Annotated in this window: 27 protein-coding genes and 1 tRNA gene; 6 read left to right on the top strand and 22 right to left on the bottom strand. The window is 68.8% G+C overall.

Annotated features, from left to right (window positions below):
• Nucleotides 1–135: 135 nt before the first annotated feature.
• The 12 genes from ABIE45_RS11820 to ABIE45_RS11765 all read right to left on the bottom strand — a co-directional run bounded on the left by ABIE45_RS11820 (nt 136) and on the right by ABIE45_RS11765 (nt 12260).
• Nucleotides 136–459: a DUF6285 domain-containing protein gene (locus ABIE45_RS11820; protein WP_192706887.1), complete on the bottom strand. Its 324-nt coding sequence runs from the start codon at nt 457–459 to the stop codon at nt 136–138.
• A 2-nt stretch (nt 460–461) separates the two neighbouring features.
• Complete coding sequence (locus ABIE45_RS11815; RefSeq protein WP_192706886.1) at nt 462–1475, bottom strand: phosphotransferase family protein; 1014 nt, start codon at nt 1473–1475, stop codon at nt 462–464.
• Between the two features lie 3 nt (nt 1476–1478).
• Nucleotides 1479–2246 carry a glucose 1-dehydrogenase gene (locus tag ABIE45_RS11810; protein ID WP_192706885.1) on the bottom strand — a complete coding sequence of 256 codons (768 nt, stop codon included), beginning with the start codon at nt 2244–2246 and terminating at the stop codon, nt 1479–1481.
• A gap of 1 nt (nt 2247) precedes the next feature.
• The gene (locus ABIE45_RS11805) at nt 2248–3426 is read right to left on the bottom strand and encodes an acetyl-CoA C-acyltransferase family protein (RefSeq protein WP_192706884.1); all 1179 of its coding nucleotides are present in this window, start codon (nt 3424–3426) and stop codon (nt 2248–2250) included.
• 16 nt (nt 3427–3442) lie between these two features.
• On the bottom strand, nt 3443–4648 hold the full coding sequence (locus ABIE45_RS11800; RefSeq protein ID WP_192707368.1) for an acyl-CoA dehydrogenase family protein: 1206 nt from the start codon (nt 4646–4648) through the stop codon (nt 3443–3445).
• Nucleotides 4649–4811: 163 nt separating this feature from the next.
• On the bottom strand, nt 4812–6767 hold the full coding sequence (gene mutL / locus ABIE45_RS11795; protein WP_192706883.1) for a DNA mismatch repair endonuclease MutL: 1956 nt from the start codon (nt 6765–6767) through the stop codon (nt 4812–4814).
• A 68-nt stretch (nt 6768–6835) separates the two neighbouring features.
• A complete protein-coding gene (locus ABIE45_RS11790) occupies nt 6836–7192 on the bottom strand; it encodes a hypothetical protein (protein ID WP_192706882.1) in 357 nt (118 codons plus the stop codon).
• Nucleotides 7193–7330: 138 nt separating this feature from the next.
• Complete coding sequence (locus ABIE45_RS11785; protein WP_192706881.1) at nt 7331–8317, bottom strand: branched-chain amino acid ABC transporter permease; 987 nt, start codon at nt 8315–8317, stop codon at nt 7331–7333.
• A 21-nt stretch (nt 8318–8338) separates the two neighbouring features.
• Nucleotides 8339–9226, bottom strand: a complete 888-nt coding sequence (locus ABIE45_RS11780) for a branched-chain amino acid ABC transporter permease (RefSeq protein ID WP_043380394.1) — start codon at nt 9224–9226, stop codon at nt 8339–8341.
• Between the two features lie 28 nt (nt 9227–9254).
• Nucleotides 9255–10472, bottom strand: a complete 1218-nt coding sequence (locus ABIE45_RS11775) for an ABC transporter substrate-binding protein (RefSeq protein ID WP_192706880.1) — start codon at nt 10470–10472, stop codon at nt 9255–9257.
• Nucleotides 10473–10765: 293 nt separating this feature from the next.
• Nucleotides 10766–11509: an ABC transporter ATP-binding protein gene (locus ABIE45_RS11770; RefSeq protein WP_192706879.1), complete on the bottom strand. Its 744-nt coding sequence runs from the start codon at nt 11507–11509 to the stop codon at nt 10766–10768.
• The gene (locus ABIE45_RS11765; RefSeq protein WP_192706878.1) at nt 11502–12260 is read right to left on the bottom strand and encodes an ABC transporter ATP-binding protein; all 759 of its coding nucleotides are present in this window, start codon (nt 12258–12260) and stop codon (nt 11502–11504) included. The genes ABIE45_RS11770 and ABIE45_RS11765 overlap by 8 nt, the downstream gene beginning before the upstream one ends.
• Nucleotides 12261–12460: 200 nt before the next feature.
• On the opposite strand from ABIE45_RS11765, the gene ABIE45_RS11760 reads away from it, so the two are divergent.
• From ABIE45_RS11760 to ABIE45_RS11750, 3 genes are all read left to right on the top strand, one after another.
• Nucleotides 12461–13339: a 2-dehydro-3-deoxygalactonokinase gene (locus ABIE45_RS11760; RefSeq protein WP_192706877.1), complete on the top strand. Its 879-nt coding sequence runs from the start codon at nt 12461–12463 to the stop codon at nt 13337–13339.
• Nucleotides 13336–13971, top strand: coding sequence for a 2-dehydro-3-deoxy-6-phosphogalactonate aldolase (locus ABIE45_RS11755; protein ID WP_192706876.1), 636 nt, complete (start codon nt 13336–13338; stop codon nt 13969–13971). Before ABIE45_RS11760 ends, ABIE45_RS11755 begins: the two co-directional genes overlap by 4 nt.
• Before the next feature lie 97 nt (nt 13972–14068).
• The gene (locus ABIE45_RS11750) at nt 14069–15235 is read left to right on the top strand and encodes an alanine racemase (RefSeq protein WP_192706875.1); all 1167 of its coding nucleotides are present in this window, start codon (nt 14069–14071) and stop codon (nt 15233–15235) included.
• A 15-nt stretch (nt 15236–15250) separates the two neighbouring features.
• Here ABIE45_RS11750 and ABIE45_RS11745 read toward each other — a convergent pair whose 3' ends face one another.
• The 5 genes from ABIE45_RS11745 to ABIE45_RS11725 all read right to left on the bottom strand — a co-directional run bounded on the left by ABIE45_RS11745 (nt 15251) and on the right by ABIE45_RS11725 (nt 18051).
• Nucleotides 15251–15493, bottom strand: coding sequence for a hypothetical protein (locus tag ABIE45_RS11745; protein ID WP_192706874.1), 243 nt, complete (start codon nt 15491–15493; stop codon nt 15251–15253).
• Nucleotides 15494–15640: 147 nt separating this feature from the next.
• Complete coding sequence (locus ABIE45_RS11740) at nt 15641–15814, bottom strand: hypothetical protein (RefSeq protein ID WP_192706873.1); 174 nt, start codon at nt 15812–15814, stop codon at nt 15641–15643.
• Nucleotides 15815–15960: 146 nt separating this feature from the next.
• Nucleotides 15961–16881, bottom strand: a complete 921-nt coding sequence (locus ABIE45_RS11735; protein WP_192706872.1) for a histone deacetylase — start codon at nt 16879–16881, stop codon at nt 15961–15963.
• Nucleotides 16878–17819, bottom strand: coding sequence for an NAD(P)/FAD-dependent oxidoreductase (locus tag ABIE45_RS11730; RefSeq protein WP_373622313.1), 942 nt, complete (start codon nt 17817–17819; stop codon nt 16878–16880). The genes ABIE45_RS11735 and ABIE45_RS11730 overlap by 4 nt, the downstream gene beginning before the upstream one ends.
• Nucleotides 17820–17966: 147 nt before the next feature.
• A tRNA-Leu gene (locus tag ABIE45_RS11725) sits at nt 17967–18051 on the bottom strand.
• 126 nt (nt 18052–18177) lie between these two features.
• On the opposite strand from ABIE45_RS11725, the gene ABIE45_RS11720 reads away from it, so the two are divergent.
• Nucleotides 18178–18759 carry a YqaA family protein gene (locus ABIE45_RS11720; protein ID WP_192706871.1) on the top strand — a complete coding sequence of 194 codons (582 nt, stop codon included), beginning with the start codon at nt 18178–18180 and terminating at the stop codon, nt 18757–18759.
• A gap of 2 nt (nt 18760–18761) precedes the next feature.
• Nucleotides 18762–19250 carry a disulfide bond formation protein B gene (locus ABIE45_RS11715; RefSeq protein WP_192706870.1) on the top strand — a complete coding sequence of 163 codons (489 nt, stop codon included), beginning with the start codon at nt 18762–18764 and terminating at the stop codon, nt 19248–19250.
• Between the two features lie 87 nt (nt 19251–19337).
• On the opposite strand, the gene ABIE45_RS11710 is transcribed toward ABIE45_RS11715, so the two are convergent.
• The 4 genes from ABIE45_RS11710 to cpdR form a co-directional block, all read right to left on the bottom strand.
• Complete coding sequence (locus tag ABIE45_RS11710; RefSeq protein ID WP_192706869.1) at nt 19338–19793, bottom strand: DUF1178 family protein; 456 nt, start codon at nt 19791–19793, stop codon at nt 19338–19340.
• A gap of 20 nt (nt 19794–19813) precedes the next feature.
• Nucleotides 19814–20671, bottom strand: coding sequence for a carbon-nitrogen hydrolase family protein (locus ABIE45_RS11705; RefSeq protein WP_192706868.1), 858 nt, complete (start codon nt 20669–20671; stop codon nt 19814–19816).
• A complete protein-coding gene (gene grxC, locus ABIE45_RS11700) occupies nt 20664–20933 on the bottom strand; it encodes a glutaredoxin 3 (protein ID WP_192706867.1) in 270 nt (89 codons plus the stop codon). Before grxC ends, ABIE45_RS11705 begins: the two co-directional genes overlap by 8 nt.
• Nucleotides 20934–21073: 140 nt before the next feature.
• Nucleotides 21074–21430: a cell cycle two-component system response regulator CpdR gene (cpdR, locus tag ABIE45_RS11695; RefSeq protein WP_003603128.1), complete on the bottom strand. Its 357-nt coding sequence runs from the start codon at nt 21428–21430 to the stop codon at nt 21074–21076.
• A gap of 206 nt (nt 21431–21636) precedes the next feature.
• Between cpdR and ABIE45_RS11690 the strand changes: the two genes are divergently transcribed.
• A complete protein-coding gene (locus ABIE45_RS11690; protein ID WP_192706866.1) occupies nt 21637–22539 on the top strand; it encodes an N-formylglutamate amidohydrolase in 903 nt (300 codons plus the stop codon).
• A gap of 380 nt (nt 22540–22919) precedes the next feature.
• Here the strand turns inward: ABIE45_RS11690 and galU are convergent, their stop codons facing one another.
• Nucleotides 22920–23789, bottom strand: a complete 870-nt coding sequence (gene galU / locus ABIE45_RS11685; protein ID WP_192706865.1) for a UTP--glucose-1-phosphate uridylyltransferase GalU — start codon at nt 23787–23789, stop codon at nt 22920–22922.
• Nucleotides 23790–23812: the final 23 nt, after the last annotated feature.

The following is a 23812-nucleotide window of genomic DNA, read 5'->3' as shown; positions in this document are numbered from 1 at the left end:
AGCATCGCGGAGGCCTCGAAGGAGGGCTCCAGCCGGCTGCGCAATCCCTGGAAGTCTCCTTCGAGGCCCGCTGGCGCGGGACCCTCAGGAGGTGGGCGCGGGTGAAATCTCTGCTCTCGGCCGCTGCCCGCCCGCTCAGCCTTGTGCGACGGCAGGCTTCCAGACCTGCGCGGCGGTCTCCGCAGCCGCCGTGAGCGCGGCGTGCAAGTCTGGATCGGCGTCGCTCGTGCCTGCGCGGATCGCCTGGACCAGCGCCTCGACCGGCGCGCCGGCCAGCACGCGCTTGGTCGCCGCCTGCAAGGCATCGGTCTCGGCGATCTCGCGGGCGGCGATCCCGATCGCGTTGGCGACCATCAGCGCGACGTAGCGCGGCCGACCGGTCAGGCCGGGGATTACCTCCTCGGTCAGTGCCCGGCGGGCCGCGTCGAGGAGGGCGGCGCCGGAAGGCTCGTCCTGCATGATCAGCTCCAGGCACCGGGGGCGGTCGCCTGCAGGATGGTCCGTTCCAGGTCGGGGACCATCCGGCCGGTCAGCGCCAGTTCGAGGGAGAATTCACGGCCGGAGACGTGGCGGGCGCCCTGCTCCAGGGCGATGACCGCCCAGCGCAGATGGGCCAGTACCTCCCAGTACGCCACGCGGTCCGGATCGATCCGGCGACCGCTCGCAGCGGTGTAGCCGCGGTAGAAGGCGGTGCGGGACCCGATCCCGCCGGCCTCCAAGTCCGGTCTGCCGAACCGCCAGCAGGCGGCGCAGAACCAGCCGAGATCCTGCGTAGGATCGCCCCAGCCGGCGAATTCCCAGTCGAGCACGGCGGTCAGGCCCGACCCGTCGACCATGTAGTTGCCGGTGCGGAAATCCCGATGGACCAGGGTCGGCTCCGGGCAATCGGGCGCGCGCACCTCGCCCCAGCGCAGGCCCCATTCGATCGCCGGCCGCCGCACACCGATCCCGTCGAGGCTCGCGCGGAGCCGCGCGATCTCGGCGCGGGCCGGGTCCGCCTCCGGCGCCCCGAGGAAGGCCAGTGCGGGCGGCAGCGGCTCGCGCACATCGAGCGTGTCGTGGATCTTGGCGAGTTCCCGTCCAAGATCTTCCGCGAGGCGCTCGCGGTCACCACCGAGGCTCAGATCCTTCGCGATGCGCGGACCCAGGCCGACACCCTCCACCAGGCCCATGAGCGCGAACGGCGCGCCGACCACGCCCGGGTCCGTGCAGAACCCGACCGGCTCCGGCACGCGCACACCGGCGCGCCAGACGGCCTCCAGGATACGGAACTCCTCCGCGCGCGAACGGCTCGACGCGATGGTGGCGGCGGCATCCATGCGCAGCACGTAGTTACGGACGCCATCGCCGAGGCGGCAGCGCACCAGCCTGTTCTCCTGGATCGAGCCGCCGCCGAGCGGGCGGATCTCCTCGATCGCAATGTCCGGGCGGCCGAGATGGCTGGTCATCCAGTCGCGCAGGCGATCCGAATCCATCGGTTACAGGCCCGAAACGAGGTGGCCGCCATCCACCGCGACGACACTTCCGGTCATGTAGGCGCCGGCATCGGAGGCGAGCAGCAGCAGCGGGCCGTCGAGTTCGGCCGCCTCGCCGAGCCGGCGCTGCGGAATGCGCCTGATCAGGGCTTTGCCGGCATCGGACTCGAAGAACGCGTCGTTCAGCTCGGTCTTGATGTAGCCCGGCGCGAGGGCGTTGACCCGGATCCCGTGGCGCGCCCATTCGAGGGCGAGGCTCTTGGTGAGCTGGACGACCCCGGCCTTCGAGGCAGCGTAGGGCGCGAGCCCGCCAGCGACCCGCAACCCTAAGATCGACGCGATGTTGACGATGCTGCCGCCGGCGCCGTGGCGGGCCATGCGCCGTCCGGCCGCTTGAGCGACCAGCCAGACGCCCTTCAGGTTCGTGTCGAGCACCGCATCCCAATCGGCCTCGTCGAGATCGAGGGCGGGCTTCGTCGCGGTGACGCCGGCATTGTTGACGAGCACCCGGACGGGACCGAACCGCGCCTCCGCGGCATCCAGCGCCTGCTCGACGCTGGCCGCGTCGGTCACGTCCATCACCACCGCGTGGGCCTGGCCGCCCTCCCCTTCGACGCGGGTGACGGTCTCGGCCAGGGCATCGGCCCGCCGCGCGCAGAGGGTCAGGTGCGCGCCGGCCCGCGCCAGCGTCCCGGCAAAGTGGCGGCCGAGGCCGCTCGACGCGCCGGTCACCAGGACGTGCCGGCCGGCGAGATCGAAGGCGTTCGCCATTTCAGTGCAGCCGCTCGACCGCCAGGGCGATCCCCTGGCCGCCGCCGATGCACATCGTCACCAGGCCGTAGCGCCCGCCGCTGCGGGCCAGCTCGTAGAGCGCTTTCACGGTGATGATCGCGCCGGTGGCACCGATCGGGTGACCCAGCGCGATGGCACCGCCATTGGGATTGACCTTGGCGGGGTCGAGGTCGAGTTCGCGCGACACCGCGCAGGCCTGGGACGCGAAGGCCTCGTTCGACTCGATCACGTCGAAATCCGCCGCGTGCAGACCCGTGCGCTCCAGCAGGCGCCGCACGGCCGGGATCGGGCCCATGCCCATCTCGGACGGATCCACGCCCGCATGGGCGTAGCCGACGATGCGCGCGAGCGGCGTGCGGCCGTCGCGCTCCGCGCGGGCCGCGCTCGACAGGACCAACGCGGCGGCGCCGTCGTTGAGGCCCGAGGCGTTGCCGGCCGTGACGCTGCCGGTCTTGGAGAAGGCGGGGCGCAGCTTGGCGAGGTCCTGGGCGCTGGTCGATTTCGGGTGCTCGTCGGTGTCAAACGCCACCATCTCGCGCTTGCGCTGGATCTCGACGGGCAGGATCTGCTCGCGGAACCGGCCCTCCTTGATCGCCCGAGCCGCACGAGCCTGGCTCTCGGCGGCGAAGGCATCCTGCGTCTCGCGGGGGATGCCGTAGCGCTCCGCGATGTTCTCGGCGGTCACGCCCATATGGCCGTTTCCGAACGGGTCGCTCAGCGCGCCGAGCATGTAATCGACCAGCACCGCGTCGCCCATGCGCTGCCCGGTGCGCCCGTTCTTCAAGAGATGCGGCGAACGGCTCATGCTCTCGGCGCCCCCGGCCACCGCCGTGTCGGCATCGCCGAGCAGGATGGACTGCGCCGCGGAGACGATCGCCTGGAGGCCGCTGCCGCAGAGGCGGTTGACCGTCATGGCCGGCACCTCCTTGGGAATGCCGCCCTCCATGGCCGCGACGCGGGCGATGTAGGCGTCACGCGGCTCGGTCGGGATCACGTTGCCGAGCACGACGTGCCCGACCGCCTCCGGCTGCGTGCCGGCCCGGCGCAGCGCCTCCGCGATGCATCGGGCCGCGAGTTCGGAGGGCGGGATCGCGGCCAGCGCGCCGCCGAAGGTGCCGATCGCGGTCCGCACTGCGCCTGTGATCACGACGTCGGTCATGCTCGTCATCTCTCGCTTACGCGCCCACCGGCCACGACCAGAAGGCATCGCCCTCGGCTTCCAGGTTTCGGTTGAGCACCATCTTGTGAACCTCGTCGGCCCCGTCCACCAGCCGCGCTTGCCGGGCGTAGCGGTAGATCCATTCGAGCGGCGTGTCGGTGGAATAGCCCCGGGCGCCGTTGATCTGGATCGCCACGTCGGCGGCCGCGTGCAGCAGGTTGGCCACGTGGACCTTGGCCATCGAGACTTCCTTACGGGCGAAGCTGCCCTGGTCGAGCGCCCAGGCGGCCTTCATGACCAGAAGGCGGCCGATCTCGATCCGCATGGCGAGGTCGCCCAGCATCAGCTGGATGCTCTCCCGGTCGGCCAGGCGGATACCGAAGCCGTGGCGCTCGGCCGCGTAGGCCCGGGCGATCTCGACGCAGCGCTTCGACAGGCCGAGCCAGCGCATGCAGTGGGTCAGTCGTGCCGGGCCGAGGCGAATCTGCGTGAGCTTCAGGCCGTCGCCCTCGTTCATCAGGATGTTCTCGGCTGGGATCTCCAGCCCCTCGAACAGCAGCTCGCAATGGCCGCCATGCTCCTCCGGTCCCATGATCGGGATGCGGCGCAGGATCCGCCAACCGGGCTGGTCCTTGTGGAACAGGAAGGCGGTCAGACCTTTCCGCGCGTCGTCGGAAGTGCGGGCCATCAGGATGAAGTGGTCGGCTTCCTCGGCGCCGGTGATGTACCATTTCCGGCCAGTGACCACGTAGGTGTCGCCCCGGCGTTCGGCCCGGGTCTGGATCATGCCGGGATCGGAGCCGCCGCCAGGATGCGGCTCGGTCATCGCGAAGGCTGAGCGGACCCGTCCGTCCACGATCGGCGCAAGCCAGCGCTCCTTCTGGGCCGGGGTTGCGACCTTCTCCAGCACCATCATGTTGCCGTCGTCCGGCGCGGCCGAGTTGAACACGACCGGCCCGAAGATCGAGCGGTTCATCGCCTCGTAGCAGACCGCCATGCCGACCTTGTCGAGCCCGGCGCCCCCGGTCTCGGGCTTCAGCTGAAGGCACCACAATCCCTGCTCGCGGGCGAGGCCGCGCAGCCGGGCCAGCTCGGCAAGGCTGATGTTGCCGTGCCCGTCATAGGCTGCCGGCTCGGATTCGAGCGGCACGATGTGGGCATCCACAAAGTCGGCGATCCGGGTGCGGTACGCCTCGACGCGGGGCGAGATGGTGAAGTCCATGGTCGCGGCCTCCGGCAGATGCCCGTGCGCGGTCGGGAGGCGCCCGTCGGGCTGGGCGCACCCGCTCTCGTCCGTTCTCTCCACGATCGGGACCCGGTCAGGCAACCGCAAGGCGAAACGAAGTGCCGCGGCTGTTCGGCGCCCGTGCCGTTTGCGGCGGTGGTCAGCGTCTGCCGAACAGCCGCTCGATGTCGGACAGCTTCAGCTCGATCGATGTCGGACGCCCGTGATTGCACTGACCGGAGTTGGGCGTCGCCTCCATCTCGCGAAGCAGGGCATTCATCTCCTCCGGGCGCAGACGCCGCCCGGCGCGGATCGAGCCGTGGCAGCTCATCCGCGACAGGACGGCGTCGAGGCGCCGCCCGAGCGGACCGCCCTCCGTGGCCGGAGCGCCGCCCTCCTCGTCTCCGCTGGCCTCCAGGGCGTCGAGGATGTCGGTGACCAAGTCCCGTACCGAGGCGCCGATCAGCGCCGCCGGCACCTCGCGCACCAGCACGGCGCCGGGGCCGAAGGGCTCGATCGCGAGTCCGAGGCGGTCCAGATCCGGCGCCGCGGCGACCAGCCGCTCGGCTTCCTCCGGGCTCATCTCCACCACGTCGGGGATCAGCAATCCCTGACGGGCGATGCCGCCACGTGCCCGCTCGGCCTTCATCCGTTCGTAGACGAGCCGCTCGTGCGCGGCGTGCTGATCGACGATCACGAGGCCGTCGCGGGTCTGAGCGAGGATGTAGGTCTCGTGGATCTGGGCCCGCGCCGCGCCGAGCGGGTGGTCGATGGCCTCCGCGGCCTCGGCAACGGCCCGGACATCCGCCTGGGGCGGGGCCTCGATCTCCGGACGTGCGAACGGAGCCTGGGCCGCCTCGGCGAAACCGCGCTCGTCCGACAGGGCAAAGGCCGGATCCGGCGTGCGCGCCGCCTGTGCAGGCCGCCAAGCGTCCGACCGGCCGTAACCGGGAGGCGCCGCCACCGAGGGCGCATGGGCCGGAAACGGACCCGGTCGCGCGGGCTGAAATAGGCTCGGCGCGGCAATCCCGGTATGGATCGCGAGCGGCGGCCCGGCCGGCCGCAGGGCATCGAGGGTCCGGGCCGCGCCGGTCGTGGCCGAGCGGGCGCCGCCACGTCGCAGCGCATCGTGGATCGCGCTCACCACAAGAGCGCGCACGAGGCCGGGCTCGCGGAACCGCACCTCCGTCTTGGCCGGATGGACGTTGACGTCGACGAGCTCCGGGTCGCACGCGATGCTCAAGCCGAGCACCGGGTGCCGGTCGGAGGCCAGTGTGTCCGCGTAGGCGCCGCGCACCGCCCCGAGCAGCAGACGGTCCCGCACCGGGCGACCGTTGACCGCGAGGTGGATGTGGGTCGCCGCGGCCCGATGATAGGTCGGCAGCCCGACATGGCCCGTGACCGCGAAGCCCTCGCGTGCAAGGGACGCCGGCAGGGCGTTGGAGGTGAAATCCGGTCCCAGCACCGCGGCGAGCCGGCGCAGATCGGCCTCCGGCCCACCTTCCGCCGGCAGAACCAGCGGCTGGGCGGCATCGGCCCGCAGGGTGAAGCGGATCCCGGGCTGGGTAACGGCGAGCCGGCGCAGGATCTCGGCGATGGCCGCGTTCTCGGCGCGATCGGACTTCAGGAACTTGAGCCGGGCCGGCGTTGCGGCGAACAGCTCGGTCACCTCGATCCGCGTGCCGCGCTGTGCCGCCGCCGGGCGCACCGGCCCCTTCAGGCCAGCCTCGATGGTGAGGCTCGCACCCGCCTCGGCATCCGGGGTCCGGCTGACGATGGCGAGCCGCGACACCGCGCCGATCGACGGCAAGGCCTCGCCGCGAAAGCCCAGCGTGTCGATCGCCGTCAGATCGCCCCCGGGCAGCTTCGAGGTGGCGTGACGCTCGACCGCGAGGTCGAGATCGTCCGGCGTCATGCCGCGTCCGTCATCGACGACGCGGATCAGCCGCCGGCCGCCGGCCTCGACCGTGACCTCGATGGTCCGCGCCCCGGCATCGATGGCGTTCTCGACGAGTTCCTTCACGGCCGAGGCCGGGCGCTCCACGACCTCGCCGGCCGCGATGCGGTCGACGAGCACGGGATCGAGGCGGCGGACGGAGGGCGCGACGGCGGTCATGGACATCTGCCGCCAAGATAACCCTTGGGCGGTCCCGATCCAATCGGGCGCCGGCAGAGGTCCGGCGCTCAGGCGCGCCGCTTGGACCCGCCCAGGGAGATCCGGCCGGCGCTGCCGGTTCGCGTTCCGTGGTTCGGCGCCGCGTAGGGCCGGCGGGACAGGTCGTAGAGGACGTTGCCGACGAGCCCGGCCGTGCGCCGCAGCGTTGCGCCGTCGCAGGTTGCTGCGACCCGGACCCCGATCTCGTGCGTGTGGCTGCGGCCGTAGAGCCAGACGGCCAGCCGCGCTCGGGTGGCTTCCGGGATGCCGTCGAGCAAGTAGGTGGCGCCCTCGGCGTCGGATTTGATCAATTGCCCCACCGTCTCGGGCGAGACGGGGCAATCGTTGGCGGGATCGTCGACGCTGAGCGCGCGGTCCTTCGTCATGGCGGCACCTGACCGTTCTGGAACTTCAGGTTGAACGTTCTTGGTTAACGAACGGTGACCACGGGCGACGGCTTGTTTCATGCTCCGACGAGAGGGACTGCTCCACCGGCTTGAGCGGCGCAGCCCGGAAGCGATATTTCAGAGCGGTCTGCGGATCAGGCGCGCGATCAGGCCGATGATGCCTTCGCGGAACAGCAGAACACAGAGAACGAAGACGCAGCCCTGGATGATCGTCACCCAGGCGCCGAACTGGGCGAGGTATGTCTCCATGGTGACGATCACCAGCGCTCCGACGATCGGCCCGAACACCGTGCCCATGCCGCCGACCAGCGTCATCAGCACCACCTCGCCCGACATCGCCCAGTGAACGTCGGTCAGCGAGGCGAGCTGGAAGACGATCGCCTTGGTGGAGCCGGCGAGCCCCGCCAGCGTCGCCGAGAGCACGAACACCGCGAGCTTGTACTGGCTGGCCCGGTAGCCAAGCGAGATCGCCCTCGGCTCGTTGTCGCGGATCGCCTTCAGCACCTGCCCGAACGGCGAGTGGATGATCCGGTAGATCAGCAGCATCCCGGCCAGGAAGATCACGGCGACGACGGCGTACATCGCCCGATCGTCCGCGAGGCTGATCACCCCGAACAGCGCACCGCGCGGCACCGCCTGGATGCCGTCCTCGCCGCCGGTGAACTTCGCCTGCAGCGAGAAGAAGTAGGCCATCTGGGCGAGCGCCAGGGTGATCATGGAGAAGTAGATGCCCTGCCGGCGGATCGCCAGCGCGCCGAAGACCAGCCCGAGCAGGGCCGCCGTCGCCGTGCCGGTGAGGATCGCCACCTCGGGCGTGAAGCCGAGATGCTTGGCGGTGTAGGCGCAGAGATAGCTCGCCATGCCGAAATAGGCGGCGTGACCGAAGGAGAGCAGGCCGCCGTAGCCGAGCAGCAGGTTGAAGGCGAGTGCGAACAGCGCGAAGCACAGCACCTTCATCAGGTAGACGGGGTAGAGCACCAGCGGCGCCACGATCAGCAGAACGGCGATGCCGACGAAGATCAGGCGGTGAAGTGCCTTGTCGTCCCGGGTCGTCGGCAGAGCGGCGGCGATCGGGGCGGCGTCGATGGCGGCGGTGTCGGCCATGGGAGATGCCTCAGTTCGCGGTCAGGCCGTGCGCCCGAACAGGCCGGCGGGTTTGACGAGCAGCACCAGCACCATGATCACGAAGATCACGGTCGCCGAGGCTTCCGGATAGAACACCTTGGTCAGCCCCTCGACCAGGCCCAGGGCGAAGCCGGTGATCACTGAGCCGATGATCGAGCCCATGCCGCCGATCACCACCACGGCGAAGACGACGATGATGATGTCGGCGCCCATGTTGGGGTTCACCGAGTAGATCGGCGCGGCCAGCACCCCGGCGAAGCCCGCGAGCGCGACGCCGAAGCCGTAGGTCAGCGTCAGGAACAGCGGCACGTTTACCCCGAAGGCCTGGACCAGGGTCGGATTCTCTGTGGCTGCCCGGAGATAGGCGCCGAGCTTGGTCTTCTCGATCACGAGCCAGGTGGCGATGCACACGGTGAGCGAGGCGACTACCACCCAGGCCCGGTAATTCGGCAGGAACATGAACGGCAGCCGCTGGCCGCCCGACAACTCGGCCGGGATCGCGTAGGGCAGGCCCGAGACGCCGTACTGGTTGCGGAACAGACCCTGGATGATCAGCGCGAGGCCGAAGGTCAGCAGCAGGCCGTAGAGATGGTCGAGCTTGTAGAGCCGGGCGATCAGCACCCGCTCCAGCACGATCCCGAAGGCCCCAACCACCAGGGGCGCCAGACCCAGCGCCCACCAGTAGCCGAGGCCGACATAGGTCAGCAGCATCCAGGCCACGAACGCGCCCATCATGTAGAGCGCGCCGTGGGCGAAGTTGATGATGTTCAGGAGCCCGAAGATGATCGCCAGCCCCAGCGACAGGATCGCGTAGAACGAGCCGTTGATCAGGCCGAGCAGCAATTGCCCGAACAGGGCCTGCGTCGGCACTCCGAAGATCGTGGTCATGGCCGTTCTCCGCGCCCCGATCGCATGCTCAGCCCTTCACGAGAGGGCAGTTGCCCTCGTTGAGCGGCCGGAAGACCTGATCGCCCGGGATGGTCTCGAGCGTCTTGTACAGATCCCACTCGCCCTTCGATTCGGCGGGCTTCTTGACCTCGAACAGGTACATGTCGTGGATCTTGCGGCCGTCGGCGCGGATCGTGCCCTTGCCGAACAGCGGGTCGTCGGTTGGCATCGCCTTCATCTTGGCGACCGTGGCGGCGCCGTCGGCGGTCGATTTCAGCTCGGCGACGGCCTTCAGGTAGTGGAGCACGTCCGAGTAGACGCCGGCATGGTTGGCGGTGGGCTTCGAGGCGTTCTTCATCTGCTTGGCGAAGCGGTCCGAGAAGGCTCGGGTCTGGTCGTTCAGGTCCCAGTAGAACGGCTCGGTCAGCACCAGACCCTGCGCGACCTTCGTGCCGAGGGAATGCACGTCCGAGGAGAAGACCAGGAGGCCGGCGAGCGCCTGCCCGCCCTCGGTGATGCCGAACTCACCCGCCTGCTTTATCGAGTTGATCGTGTCGGTGCCGGCATTGGCGAGGCCAATCACCTTAGCGCCCGATCCTTGCGCCTGGAGCAGGAAGGACGAGAAGTCCGAGGTCGGGAACGGCGTCTTCACCGAGCCCACGACCTTGCCGCCGTTCTTGGTGATGACCGCGCTGGTGTCGCGCTGAAGGGTCTGGCCGAAGACGTAGTCGGCAGTGAGGAAGAACCACGTATTGCCGCCGCGCTTCACCATGGCACCCCCGGTGCCGTTGGCCAGCGCCACCGTGTCGTAGACCCAATGGATCGTGTTCGGCGTGCATTGCGGGCCGGTCAGATCGGCGGTGCCGGCGCCGGTGTCGATGAAGACCTTGTTCTTCTCCTTGGTGACCTGGCTGATGGCGAGCGCCACCGAGGAGGTCACGCCGTCGGTGATCATGTCGACGGCGTCGCGGTCGTACCATTGCCGGGCGATGGCCGCGCCGACATCCGGCTTGTTCTGGTGGTCGGCCGAGACGATCTCGACCTTCAGGCCGTGCTGCTCCGGCTTGAAATCCTCGACGGCCAGCTTGGCGGCGACCACCGAGCCCTCGCCGCTGATATCCGAATAGGCACCCGAGCGGTCGCCCAGGATGCCGATCTTCACGTTCGTCTGCGCGGCCGCGGTGCCCATCATCAGTGCGCCCGCGAGGGCGGCGAGAGTCACGGGCCGACCAATACGTCCGAACATGTGCGTTTCCATCCTTGATCTTGTGCACCCCCTCGCGCCGACCCGGTATTCGGGCTGACGGGAAGTGGTCGAGTTGCCAAGCGTCGTCGAATTATTGAGCTGGTATTTGTCACCGTCATTCCGGGGCCGCGCAGCCGAGCCCGGAATTCAGAGCCGCCGTCGGAGCTGATTGTTGCACGACGCTCCAAGCCCGCGGAGTTTCTGGATTCCGGGCTCCCGCTTGCGGCGAGCCCCGGTACGACGGCGTCTTGATCTGCCGCGATCCGTTGATTGGACCGATCCGAGACATGATGTCAGACGCCGAGATAGGCGTGAAGCTTGTCGATATTGGCGTCAAGCTCGGCATTGGGGATCATGTCGACCACCCGCCCCTGCTCGATCACAAAGTGCCGGTCCGCCAGCGTCTGGGCGAAGCGGAAGTTCTGCTCCACCAGCACGATGGTGTAGCCTTGAGCCTTCAATTGCTGGATCGTCCGGCCGATCTGCTGGACGATGACCGGCGCGAGACCTTCGGTCGGCTCGTCGAGCAGGATCAGCTTGGCGCCGGTGCGCAGGATCCGGCCGATCGCCAGCATCTGCTGCTCGCCGCCGGACAGCTTCGTGCCCTGGCTGCCGGCCCGCTCCTTCAGGTTCGGGAACAGCGTGTGGATCTCGGCCACCGACATGCCCCCCGGCTTCACCCGGGGCGGCAGCATCAGATTCTCGTGCACCGTCAGGCTCGCGAAGATGCCGCGCTCCTCCGGAACGTAGCCGAGCCCGAGCCGGGCGATGTTGCGCGATGCCATCCGGATCGTCTCGACGCCGTCGTAGACGATGGACCCCGAGCGTCGGCCGAGAATGCCGATGATCGCGCGGAGCGTCGTGGTCTTGCCGGCGCCGTTGCGGCCCAGAAGGGTGATCACCTCGCCGGCCCGGACGTCGATGTCGATGCCGTGGAGCACGTGGCTCTCGCCGTACCAGCCCTCCAGGCCGCGGACGGTGAGTAGCGAGCCGGTCGCGCCGGCCGGAGCCGGAGTCTTCAGGGCCGCTTCAGGCATGTCCCGCCCCGATATACGCTTCGACCACGCGCGGATCCTTGGAGACGGTGGCGTAATCGCCCTCGGCCAGCACCTGGCCGCGGGCCAGGACGGTGATGCGGTCCGATAGGGACGCCACCACCGAGAGGTTGTGCTCGACCATCAGGATGGTCCGGTCCTTCGACACCCGGCGGATCAGCTGCGCCGTACGCTCGACATCCTCGTGGCCCATGCCGGCCATGGGCTCGTCGAGGAGCAGCATCTCGGGGTCGAGGGCGAGCGTCGTAGCGATTTCCAGGGCGCGCTTGCGTCCGTAGGACAGCTCCACCGCCAGCACGTCGGCGAAGTCCGAGAGGCCCACGGCCTCCACCAGCGCCAGCGCCTCGCCGTTGAGCGCCCGCAGAATCCGCTCGGGTCTCCAGAAGTCGAACGAGTCGCCGCGCCGCCGCCGCTGCAGCGCGATGCGCACGTTCTCCATGACCGTCAGATGCGGAAACACCGCCGAGATCTGGAAGGAGCGCACCAGCCCGAGCCGGGCAACATCGGCCGCCTTCACACCAGTGATGTCGCGGTCCTTGAAGCGGATCGTCCCGGCAGTCGGGATGAGGAACTTCGTCAGGAGATTGAAGCAGGTCGTCTTGCCGGCGCCGTTCGGCCCGATCAGCGCGTGGATCGTCCCACGCTCAACCTGCAAGGCTACGCCGTTGACGGCCCGGAATCCCTTGAATTCCATCGTCAGGCCGTCCGTCGTCAGGATGACGTCCCGTGCCAAGCGTGCCCCTCCCGGGTATGAATTCTTGCCCGCCATATCGCCGATGCAAGCGGGACCAGTCCATCGCAAACGCTCGATGCGGCGCGACAATCCCCCGGGAGTGATATTCAAACCTCCGCGCTGAAGCCCGTCCCGTATGCCGAGCTTGACCGTTTGCCGCCACGCGATTAACTCAGACAAATATTGACCGGGAGGGCTCGATGGCCGACCGCGCGGCCTACATCGCCATCGATTGGGGCACGACCAACCGCCGAGCCTACGCGATGACGCGTGAGGGTGCGGTGCTGGACAGCCTGCACGACGATCGCGGGGTCCTCGCCCTCGCGGCAGATCAGTATCCGGTTGAGATCGCGGCGCTGCGAGAGCGTCTGGGTACCTATCCGGTCATCGCCGTCGGAATGGTCGGCTCCAACCGAGGCTGGCTCGAGGCGCCCTACATCGCAGCTCCCGCAACGCTGGAGCGTCTCGCCGACGCCTGTGCCGAGGCCGCCCCGGGCGTGCACATCGTTCCCGGCGTCGCCCTCCGCGACGGCAAACGGCCGGACGTAATGCGGGGCGAGGAGATTCAGATCTTGGGCGCGATCCGCGCCGGCGCCGCACCGCCGACGGCGCTGTTCTGCCAGCCCGGCACACACAACAAGTGGATCGAGACCGTGGACGGCGCGATCACAGACTTCACGACGGTTATGACCGGTGAGGTCTTCGCGCTTCTTCGCCATCACGGCGTGCTGGCCGGGATGCTGGACGGCCCAGTCGCGGATGGTGCACCATTCCGGAGAGGGCTGCGCCGCGGGATCGCCTCGCACAACCTCGCCTCCAGCCTGTTCGAGGTCCGCGCCGGCATCCTGCTCGGCCGGTTGGCGCTCGACGACGCCGCGGCCTATGCCAGCGGGATCCTGATCGGTGCCGATATCGGCACCCGGGAGGATCTCGCCCGCCGCCCGGTCCACGTATTCGGCGGCGGGTCCCTAAGCGCCCTCTACGCCGTCGCCATCAGAGAGGCCGGCGGAATGCCGGTGCTCGTGCCGGACGGCTCCTCGACGGCCGGCATCCACGCCATCTGGAGTTTGCGGGCATGACCATCCGCGATCGGTTCGAGAAGGCTTTCGCGGCCTGCCCGCTCGTCGCCATCCTGCGCGGGCTGACGCCCGACGCGGCGCCGGACGTGGGCGACGCGCTGGTCGAGGCCGGGTTCACGCTCATCGAGGTTCCGCTCAACTCGCCCGAGCCGCTGCGTAGCATCGGGCTTCTCGCCGAACGGCTGGCCGGACGCGCCCTCGTCGGCGCCGGCACCGTCCTGACGCCGGCGCAGGTCGGGGCGGTCGCCGACGCGGGCGGAACCCTGGTGGTATCACCCAATACCGATGCCGCCGTCATCGGCGCGACGGTCGGGGCCGGCCTCATCGCGTTGCCGGGCTATCAGACGCCGACCGAAGCCTTCGCGGCACTCGCGGCCGGAGCCACGGCACTCAAGCTGTTCCCCGCGGATGTCGCCACCCCCCTCGCCTTGAAGGCGCATCGGGCGGTGCTGCCGGCGGGCACGCGCGTTCTCGCGGTCGGCGGCGTCACGCCCGACAGCATCGCCGGTTGGCGTGAGGCCGGCGCCGACGGCTTCGGCCTCGGTTCAAACCTCTACCGACCGGGCAAGGCGGCGGTCGACGTCGCTCGCGATGCGGACGCCTTCGTGGCAGCCATCCGACACGCCGGCTGAGGGACCCGCGCCGCCCACTCTCGTCGAGATCCCGGCTTGGACCCGGGTCCCGGGCAGCCTATCAGGCCGCTGCGTCAGCGAGGACAGGAGCGGGTCGATGATCGGTCAGAGCGGGACGGGTACGGAGCGCGACGGCCTCGGCGGGCTCGACACCCCATGCCTCGTCCTCGACGCGGACAAGCTGCGGGCCAACATCGACCGGATGCGCCGGCATCTCGATGCGATGCACGTCACCCTGCGTCCGCATCTCAAGACCGCCAAATCCCTCGATGTCGCGCGCGCCGCCATGGCGAGTCCCGATGGTCCGGCCACCGTATCGACCCTGCGGGAGGCCGAGTATTTCGCCGAAGGCGGGGTCCGCGACATGATCTACGCGGTCGGGATCGCGCCACACAAGCTTGATCGGGTCGGTGCGATTCGCCGGCGCTGGAACACGGACCTCGCGATCATCCTCGATTCGGTTGCGCAGGCGGACGCGGTGGCGGCCTGGAGCCGTCAGAACGGCGATCCCCTGCCGGTGCTGATCGAGGTGGATGCCGACGGTCACCGCTCCGGTGTCGCGCCGCGCGATGCCGACACGCTCATCGCCATCGGCCGCGCGCTCTCCGACGGCGCCGCCCTGCGCGGCGTGCTGCTCCATGCCGGCGACAGCTACGGGCTGAGCGACCCCGCCGCGCTGCGCGCCGCCGCGGAGGCCGAGCGCAGAGCCGCCGTCGCGGCCGCCGCGATCCTACGGGACGCTGGGCTGCCCTGCCCGATCGTCAGTGTCGGCTCGACCCCGACGGCCCGCTACGCCGAGACCCTGGACGGCGTAACGGAGGTGCGCGCCGGCGTGTTCATGATCGGCGACCTGTTCCAGGCCGGCGTCGGCTCCTGCGCGGTGGACGATATCGCGCTCACGATCCTCACGACGGTGATCGGGCACCAGCGCGACAGGGGCTGGATCATCACGGATGCCGGCTGGATGGCGCTCTCCCGAGACAGGGGCACGGCCCGCCAAACGGTCGACCAGGGCTACGGTCTCGTCTGTGACCGGGCCGGCCTGCCCTATCCGGATCTGATCGTGCGGGACGCCAATCAGGAGCACGGCATCCTGGCCCTGCGAAAGGGCTCGTCCGCCGCACTGCCCGATCTGCCGATCGGCACGCGCCTGCGCATCCTGCCGAACCACGCCTGCGCGACCGGGGCCCAGCACGACCGCTACCACGTGATCCGCGGTGGCGCGATGACTGGCCAGGTCTGGCCGCGCATCAACGGCTGGTGAATCAGTCGTACGGTTTCAACGGCGGGCAGCCACCGACCGCATCGGAGCGTCGGATTCCTCCATGACGGTCCGGCATAAAGGGCTGAGGGTGGCGCGCCTCTCATGCAGGCAGGCCGTGATCGCGCCGGCATTTGGAATCTGGGCGGCGCATAGGCGCAGCACGTCGGGTGTGCATGCGGAGCGCTCGGCCCGCGTTTCCGCAACTGCAGGCACCGCTCCGGCAACGACGGCCAGAAGGGCGAAGGTGGCGGACTTCATCGAACCGGATCCTTTCCGGCGAAGCGGCCGGCGCGTACGCGCAGGTCGCGGGGCCGGGCAAGAACGCCGGTAACCGCCGAGGTTGCCGTCGGATTGGTGCACAATCTGTCGCAGAGCTGCGGAGATCTTTGCGGGAGAGCCGCGGGCTTAAGGGCGCCCGGCGGGCGTGATCGCGCCCGTGATGGCGGGCTCGCCCACCGCCGCGCCAGGCACCGGCGACGTGCGCTGTCGGTCGAGCTTGTCGGCAGACACCAGTGCGGCGGCGATCAGGGCCGACACGGCGAGCGTCGCCTTCACCACGTCCCAGACCCGCGCGAGCATGGCCAAACCTCAGGGGCGTCACTGCGTCCAAGCCGCGGATGCACCTCGAGGGGCCGCGGTCCTGCCATCCTGTGAGGCAGCCCTTCCCAAAACCTTTCCCGATTCGGACGCGAGCTCTGTCGCTCGCGACCTGATGCATTCAGGCCTCACCTGTGGGGTGGGCGCGTCGCGGCCTCGGCCGCCAGGGCCTCAAACACCAGCGCGTGCCGTTGGGCCAGCGCCTCCACATCCGTCGTGTATCCGCCGCCGATCACCGCCACGAGCGGAATGCCGCGGGCCCGGGCCTGCGCGACGACGTAGCGGTCGCGGGCCAGAAGGCCCGCGTCGGAGAGGCAGAGGCGCCCGAGGCGGTCATCCCGGTGGGGATCGACTCCGGCATTGTAGAAGACCAGATCGGGCGCCAGCGCATCGAGCAGCGGCGGGAGGTGCGTCCGCAACACTTCGAGGTAGCCGGCATCGTCGAGCCGATCCGGCAGACCGATATCGAGGTCGCCTGCGATCTTCTGGGCGGGGTAGTTGTTCTCGCAGTGGACGGAGAGCGTGAACAGCTCCGGACACAGGGCGAGGCAATCCGCGGTGCCGTCGCCCTGATGGACATCCAAGTCGACCACGAGGGCGCGGCGGACCAAGCCCTCGGCCTGGAGCGTGCGGGCCGCGACTGCGACGTCATTGAGTACGCAGAAGCCGGCGCCCTGCTGCCGCCTGGCATGATGAGAGCCGCCGGCCGCGCTCCCGGCCAGCCCCTCCGACAGCGCCAGGCGCGCCGCCAGCAGGGTCCCACCCACGGATGCGCGCGAGCGCCGGACCACGGCCGGATCGATCGGCAGGCTGATGGCGCGCTCAATCTCGCGCGACACCGTGCCCGTCAGCACCGCCTCGACGTAGCGATGATCGTGCGCGCGGACGAGGATCTCGGCGGTGGCCAACTCTGGCGTCACGAAGCCGAGCGGCGCGAGCCCTTTGGCGATCAGGGTCTCCGCCAGCAGCCCATACTTGCGCATCAGGAAGCGGTGTCCGGCCGGCAAGCTCGCCTCATAAGCCGGATGGAACGCGATCGGCGGAATCATGCGGCCCCGTTCAGGTCGGCCGCGATCGTCCGGGCCAGCGCCGCCCCGCTGTCGTGGGCGGCCTCGATACGCGCCCCGAGGCACCAGTCGCCGGCCGCACCGAGACCGAGAGCCGGATCGTACAGGCTGGCCACGTCCAGAGCGGTTTCGACTTGTGCGTAGCGCCAACGATGGGCCTCCACATGGGTCGGCCGGAGCGCAACGCGAAGATGCCGCGCCGCAGCCTCGATGAGGCTGGCGGTGATCGTCTCGCGCGGCTCCTCCAAATGGCGGCGCGACCAATCGGCCGTCGCGTGAATCGTCAGGCGAACGCCTTCCGGGCGGCCCGGCTTTGACGCATCGAGAGCAATGAGACCGACCGGGTCCTCCCGCGGCTCGATCAGGTCGCCGGTCGGCCCGCCTTCGGCGGCCACCATCACCGACCAGCAGGGCGCATACGAGGCGCGTTCGACATCGGTGAGCGCGTATCCGGATCCGTCGAGCAGAGCGGCGGTCTGCGGCGCCGGAAAGGTGATCGCCACGGCGCCGAACGGGCCGTGCACCCCACCCCCAGCGTCGTCGAGATACCAAGCGCCGTCGTCCCGTCGAATCCGCGTGATCGTGGTCGCAGATCGCACGGACAGGCCGGCCAGGAGATCGCGAATCGGCGCGGTCATGTCGGGGACGCCGACCCAGCGCTCCGCCCCGACCCAGGGGGCGACGATCCCCCGTTGCTCCCACGCCGCGAGGCGCGCCGCCAAGACGGATCCGCGCGACCGCATGAACTGGGCACCGTGATCGAATTGCAGGGACGCGCTGCGGCGGGTCGCCATGCGGCCGCCGACCGCCCGCCCCTTATCGAAAACCTGCACGGTCAGGCCAGCATCGGCGAGCATCCGGGCGGCGGTCGCACCGGCCATGCCGGTTCCGAGGATCGCGACGGTTCGGCGCTTCTTCACACCCTCGATCCACTCCCAAGGCCGGCCCGCTCAGCCGGCCGCGTCAGAAAGTAGGAGCGTGGCCAGCAAAGTCAGGGGAAGGCTTGGATGGTTGCGCGGCACCGTGCGTGCAGGATGCCGCAGCCGTATTCCGATCACGGGCGCGCATGGTGCGGGTAGAGGGAATCGAACCCCCACGCCTTTCGGCTGGCGATTTTGAGTCGCCCGCGTCTACCAGTTCCGCCATACCCGCGTGCCCGGCGCTCTTCGCACGAACCGGCCGCGGGGGCCAAGTGTGTTTTTCGCGCCCGCGGTCGATCTGGCCAAGACCGGGCACCTATGCTCAAAGGGCGACCGGTCTTTCCATCCAGGATGTTGAATGCTCCGCCGGCTCTACGCGTGGATCCTGGCCCTCAGCGGCCGGCCCTCCGCGCCCTACGCGCTCGGCGCCGTGGCATTCGCCGAAAGCTCGTTCTTCCCGGTCCCGCCCGACGCCATGCTGGTGCCGATGGCGGTCAGCCGTCCGGACCGGGTCTGGTTCTACGCGACCATCGCCACGATCGCGTCCGTTCTCGGGGGTCTCGTCGGCTACGCGATCGGCGCGCTGCTGTTCGATTCCGTCGGCGAGTGGCTGATCCGCCTGTACGGCCTGCAGAACTCAGCCGCGACGTTCCAGGATTCGTACGCGCGTTACGGCCATTGGGTGATCCTGCTCAAAGGGCTCACGCCGATCCCGTACAAGCTCGTCACCATCACCTCGGGCTTCGCCCATTACAGCCTGTTCTGGTTCACGGTGCTGTCGATCGTGACCCGCGGCGCGCGGTTCTTCATCCTGGCCGGATTGCTCGGACGCTACGGCGTCCAGATCCGCGGCGTTCTGGATCGGCACCTCAACGCGGTGGCGGCAATCTCCGTTGCCGTCATCGTCCTCGGCTTCCTCCTCTTCAAAGTGATCCTGTAGTGATGAACACGGCGGCAGCACTGCGTGTGAAGACGGCTGGCCTGTGGCTTGCGATCTTCTCCGCCCTCACGGTGGGGACCGTTCTCGTGCTGCAACACGGATACGGTTACGCGCCCTGCAAGCTCTGCCTGACCGAGCGTCTGCCCTTCTACGCCGCACTGCCGCTCGGGCTAATCGCCCTGCTGGCACCGGAGCGGATCGGCCGGATTGCCCTCGGTCTCGCCGCCCTCGGCCTCCTCTATGGGACGGGCGTCGGGGTCTATCACGCCGGCGCCGAGTGGGGGTTCTGGCCGGGACCGTCCGATTGCGGCGGCGGCACCGGCGCCAACCCTGGTCAGGTGGGCGACTTCCTCAACGCGCTGGGATCCACGAAGGTCGTGGACTGCTCCGTCGCCGCGCTTCGGGTGCTTGGCATCTCCCTCGCCGGCTGGAACGCGCTCGTCTCCTTCGCGCTGGCCTCCCTCGCTGGCACCGCGGCTGCGCGCCCCTGATCGGGCCCGTGTCTTAAGCCTGGATGATCCCGGCCTAAGGCACGCGCCTGGAGGCTTAGCCTCCGCCCTGGAGGATGAACCGCAGATTCAGTTGCGATCGTCGGGCAGGATCGGGATCGCGGCCACCTCGATGCCCTCTTCGATGAGCGCGCGCGCCTCGGCGGCGCTCGCCTCACCATAGATCGAGCGGCCTTCCGTTTCACCGTAATGGATCTTGCGGGCCTCCTCGGGGAAGCGTTCGCCGACATGTTCCGAATGGGCCACGACGTGTTCGCGCAGCGCCCGCAGCATGGCCCGGACCTGTCGCTCCGGCTCCGCGATCAGGGTCTGCGGCTGGTCCGGTTGCGCCGGGACTGGGACAGATGAGCGCTCGCGATCCGTGCGGGCGACACGCGGCACCATCAGGGCCTTGCTGACTTTCGCGCTGTCGCAGACCGGGCAGGTCACGAGCCCGCGTGCGGCCTGTTCATCGTAGGAATCCGAGGACGGGAACCAGCTCTCGAAGCCGTGCCCGGCCTCGCAGACGAGACTGTACCGGATCATTCTCTTGCTTGCTGTTCTGTCTACTGTGCGGCCCGGATCTGAGGACCAACCCGTTCAACGGAGAAGGTGCGGCCGTGCTTGAGCGAGGGGATGCGCGCCCGGGCATCCGCGACCTGCGCGAGGTCGATCTCCGCCAGGATCACGCCAGGCTCTGAGCCACCCGCGTCGGCGAGGACGCGGCCCCAGGGATCGACGATCAGCGAGTGGCCGAAGGTCTCGCGGCCATCCTCGTGGAGACCGCCTTGAGCCGCCGACATGACGAAGGAGCCGGTCTCGATCGCGCGCGCCCTTTGCAGGACATGCCAATGCGCCTCGCCGGTCTGGCGGGTAAAGCAGGCCGGCGCGGTCAGCACCTCCGCCCCCGCCTCGGCCAGAGCCCGGTACAGGCCGGGAAACCGGATGTCGTAGCAGATCGTGAGCCCGAGCATGGCCCACGGCGTCGCCGCGACCACCGCGCAGGCGCCGCCTGTATAGGTGGCCGATTCCCGCCAGCGCTCGCCGCTGGGCAGGTCGACATCGAAGAGATGAAGCTTGTCGTAGGATGCGAGGATCTCGCCGTCCGAGCCGATCAGGTAGGCGCGGTTGGCGATCTTGTCGCCAGACCGCACCGCGATCGAGCCGATCTGAACCACCGCGCCCGTCTCTCGTGCGGCCTCGCGCAGGGCAGACAGGGTCTGGTCCTGATCTTCGCCGGTGACATGTGCGAAGAGACGCTCCCGATTCCGCTCAACCAGAGACGTCATCTCGGGGGTCTGGACATAATCCGCACCGCGCGACGCCGCCTCACGGACACCGGCCACAGCCGCATCGCGGTTCACGCCCGGATCGCGACCGGAGCGCATCTGCACGCAGGCGGCCGTGAAGCGTGCGTCAGGCATCGGCCGTGTCCTTCAGCAGTCGATCCAGCTTGCCCGCCCGATCAAGCGCGTAGAGATCGTCGCAGCCACCGACATGCGTGCCGCCGATGAAGATCTGCGGCACGCTCGTGCGGCCGCCTGCCTTCTCCACCATGGTGCCGCGTGCGCCCTGCACGCGCTCGACGTCGATCTCCTGGAAGGCGACGCCCTTCTCCTTCAGCAGGCTCTTGGCCGCCGAGCAATAGGGGCACCAGGCCGTGGTGTAGATGGTGACCGGCTGCATGGCGTTCATCGTCCCGCGCGTGATCTCCCGCCATATAGGAGCGCGCGATCCGAATTGCCTATGCCCGTGTGGTCACAGGAGGACTCGTCCTCCCGCTGCGGCGTGCCGAAGGCCGGCACTCCGCTCCGCCGGTCTTGCCGTCAGGCCGCCAGCAGCTTCTCGACCTCGTTGACGAGGTCGCGCAGATGGAACGGCTTGGACAGGACCTTGGCGTCCTTCGGAGCCTTGGAATCCGGGTTCAGCGCGACCGCCGCGAAACCGGTGATGAACATGACCTTGATGTCGGGGTCGAGTTCGGTCGCCCGCCGCGCAAGCTCGATGCCGTCCATCTCCGGCATCACGATGTCGGTCAGCAGCAGCTCGAACGGTTCCTCGCGCAACCGGTTGTAGGCCGAGAGGCCGTTGTCGAAGGACAGGACGTCGTATCCCGCATTCTGCAGCGCCTTCGCCAGAAACCGGCGCATATCGTTGTCGTCTTCCGCCAGCAGGATTTTCATCGGCCGGATCCGAGCCTTCGAGTCGCGTTGTTGATCCCATAAAGGGAGGCGATGGTAAACAAGGTGTTAGGATGGACCCCGCAGCGCACGCCGCGTGACCCTTTGGCGACGGCACCCTTGGCGGGCGCCGAGTGGACAGGCGGTCGATCGCGCCGCACAGTGCGGACCTGCCGTGCTTTCACAACCGCCGGGGTGTCCACCAGCCGATGATCGCGCCCGTACCGGTCGAGCCAGACGTCTTCGGATTTGCCCCGGCCTTCGCGGTCGACGAGCCGGCGGCGCACATCCTGCCCTTCGTCTTCAATACCGGCCATTCCGGAGCCGTCTACCCCCCCGACTTCGTCGCGGCGTCCCGACTCGACGCGCTTACGCTGCGCCGCTCGGAAGACGCGTATGTCGATCGCCTGTTCGCATCGGTGGTCGCCCTCGGTGCGCCGCTCCTGCGGGCCAACTTTCCGCGCGCATTCCTCGACGTGAACCGCGAGCCCTTCGAACTCGATCCGCGCATGTTCGAGGGCCGGCTGCCGTCGTTTGCCAACACGCGCTCGATGCGGGTCGCCGGCGGGCTGGGAACGGTTCCGCGGGTTGTTGCCGACGGGCAGGAGATCTACGCGCGCAGGTTGCCGGTAACCGAGGCGACGGCACGGATCGAGGGGCTCTACAAGCCCTATCACCGCGCGCTGCGCGGCCTCGTCCAGCGGACGGCGCGCAGCCACGGGCATTGCGTGCTCATCGATTGCCACTCAATGCCGTCCTCAAGCCTCGGGCGCGATCCGGAGATGAAGGCCGACGTGGTGCTGGGTGACCGCTACGGGACGGCCTGTGCCCCGAGCCTCATCAACGGGTTCGAGACCGCTTTTCGGGCGCGGGGTTTCCGCGTGGTTCGCAACAAGCCCTATGCGGGCGGCTTCATCACCGAGCATTACGGCGAGCCGAATCTCGGGCGCCATGCCTTGCAGATCGAGGTCAGCCGCGGGCTCTACATGAACGAAGGCAGTCTCGCGATGACGGCGGGCTTCGATGATCTCGCGGAGGCGCTGACATCCATCATCGCCGAGGTCGCGTCCGATCTGGGCGATCTGACGCCCCGCCGAATGGCGGCGGAATAGAAGCGGGATACCCAGCGTTCACCAAGAGACCGCAACGCCCAAGAAAAAAGGCCACTCCCGAAGGAGCGGCCCGAAGTCTAGGGAGGAAACGCCCAAGAAGGGCTACGTGACCGCGACGCCATCGCGATCTCGCAACGCACAAAATAAAGTGCGCCGCACAAGACGCAAGGGCAATCTGGGTCTAGGCTCCGCCCTCAGTGCATACCTGAGCCGCGTGTCCGAAGCGCCCGCCGGTCTCCAGCGAACGGAACGAGCGTGCTCACCCGAAAAAATGGCCCGGCCGCGTTTTCCGCGCCGAGCCATCTTGGCGTCATCCGGAGTAATGCCGAGAGCGCCCCGGCCTTCCCTGTCGAGATCCGCAGGCGAGAAGGCCCGGCGCCTCAGTGCTGCTCCTTCAGGAGCTTGGCGATCTCGGACCGCAAGGGCCCTGCGAGATCCTCTCGCTCCAGGGCGTAGGCCAGGTTCGCCGTGAGGAACCCGAGCTTGGAGCCTGTGTCGTAGGTCCGGCCCTCGTAGTGCATGCCGAAAAAGTCCTGCGACTCCATCAAGTCGATCATCGCGTCCGTGAGCTGGATCTCGCCGCCGGCCCCCTTCTTGCCGTGCTCGAGGATCCCGAAAATCTCGGGCTGCAGGATGTAGCGGCCGGAAATGATGAAGTTCGAGGGCGCCGTACCCTGCTTGGGCTTCTCGACCATGCCGGTGATCTGGAAGGACTGCCCGTAGGTCTCGCCGACACTCACGATCCCGTACTGATGGGTCTCCTCGGGCGCGACCTCCTCGACGGCAATGACGTTGCCACCATGACGCTCGTAAGTTGCCAGCATCTGCTGCATGCAGCCGCGGCTCAGCATGTCCGGCAGCAGCACGGCGAAAGGCTCGTCGCCGACGATCTCGCGGGCACACCACACCGCGTGGCCGAGGCCGAGGGGCGCCTGCTGACGGGTGAAGCTGGTCTGACCAGCCTTGGGCAGATCCTTCTTCAACTCCTCGTAGGCAGCAGTCTTCCCACGCTCTTGCAAGGTGTGATCGAGTTCGAAGGCGATGTCGAAATGGTCCTCGATGACCGCCTTGCCGCGGCCCGTGACGAAGATGAAGTGCTCGATGCCGGCTTCGCGCGCTTCATCGACGACATGCTGAACGACGGGTCGGTCGACGACCGTGAGCATTTCCTTGGGGACCGCCTTGGTCGCGGGCAGGAAGCGCGTGCCCAGGCCCGCGACGGGCAGGACGGCCTTGCGGATCGGTTTCATCGAAAGGTAACCCCGGCAACGGA

The sequence above is a fragment of the Methylobacterium sp. OAE515 genome (genome assembly GCF_041806315.1).
Classification (GTDB): domain Bacteria; phylum Pseudomonadota; class Alphaproteobacteria; order Rhizobiales; family Beijerinckiaceae; genus Methylobacterium; species Methylobacterium tardum.
The sequence above is the reverse complement of the archived record's forward strand: the minus strand, read 5'-3'. Positions and strand labels throughout refer to the sequence as shown.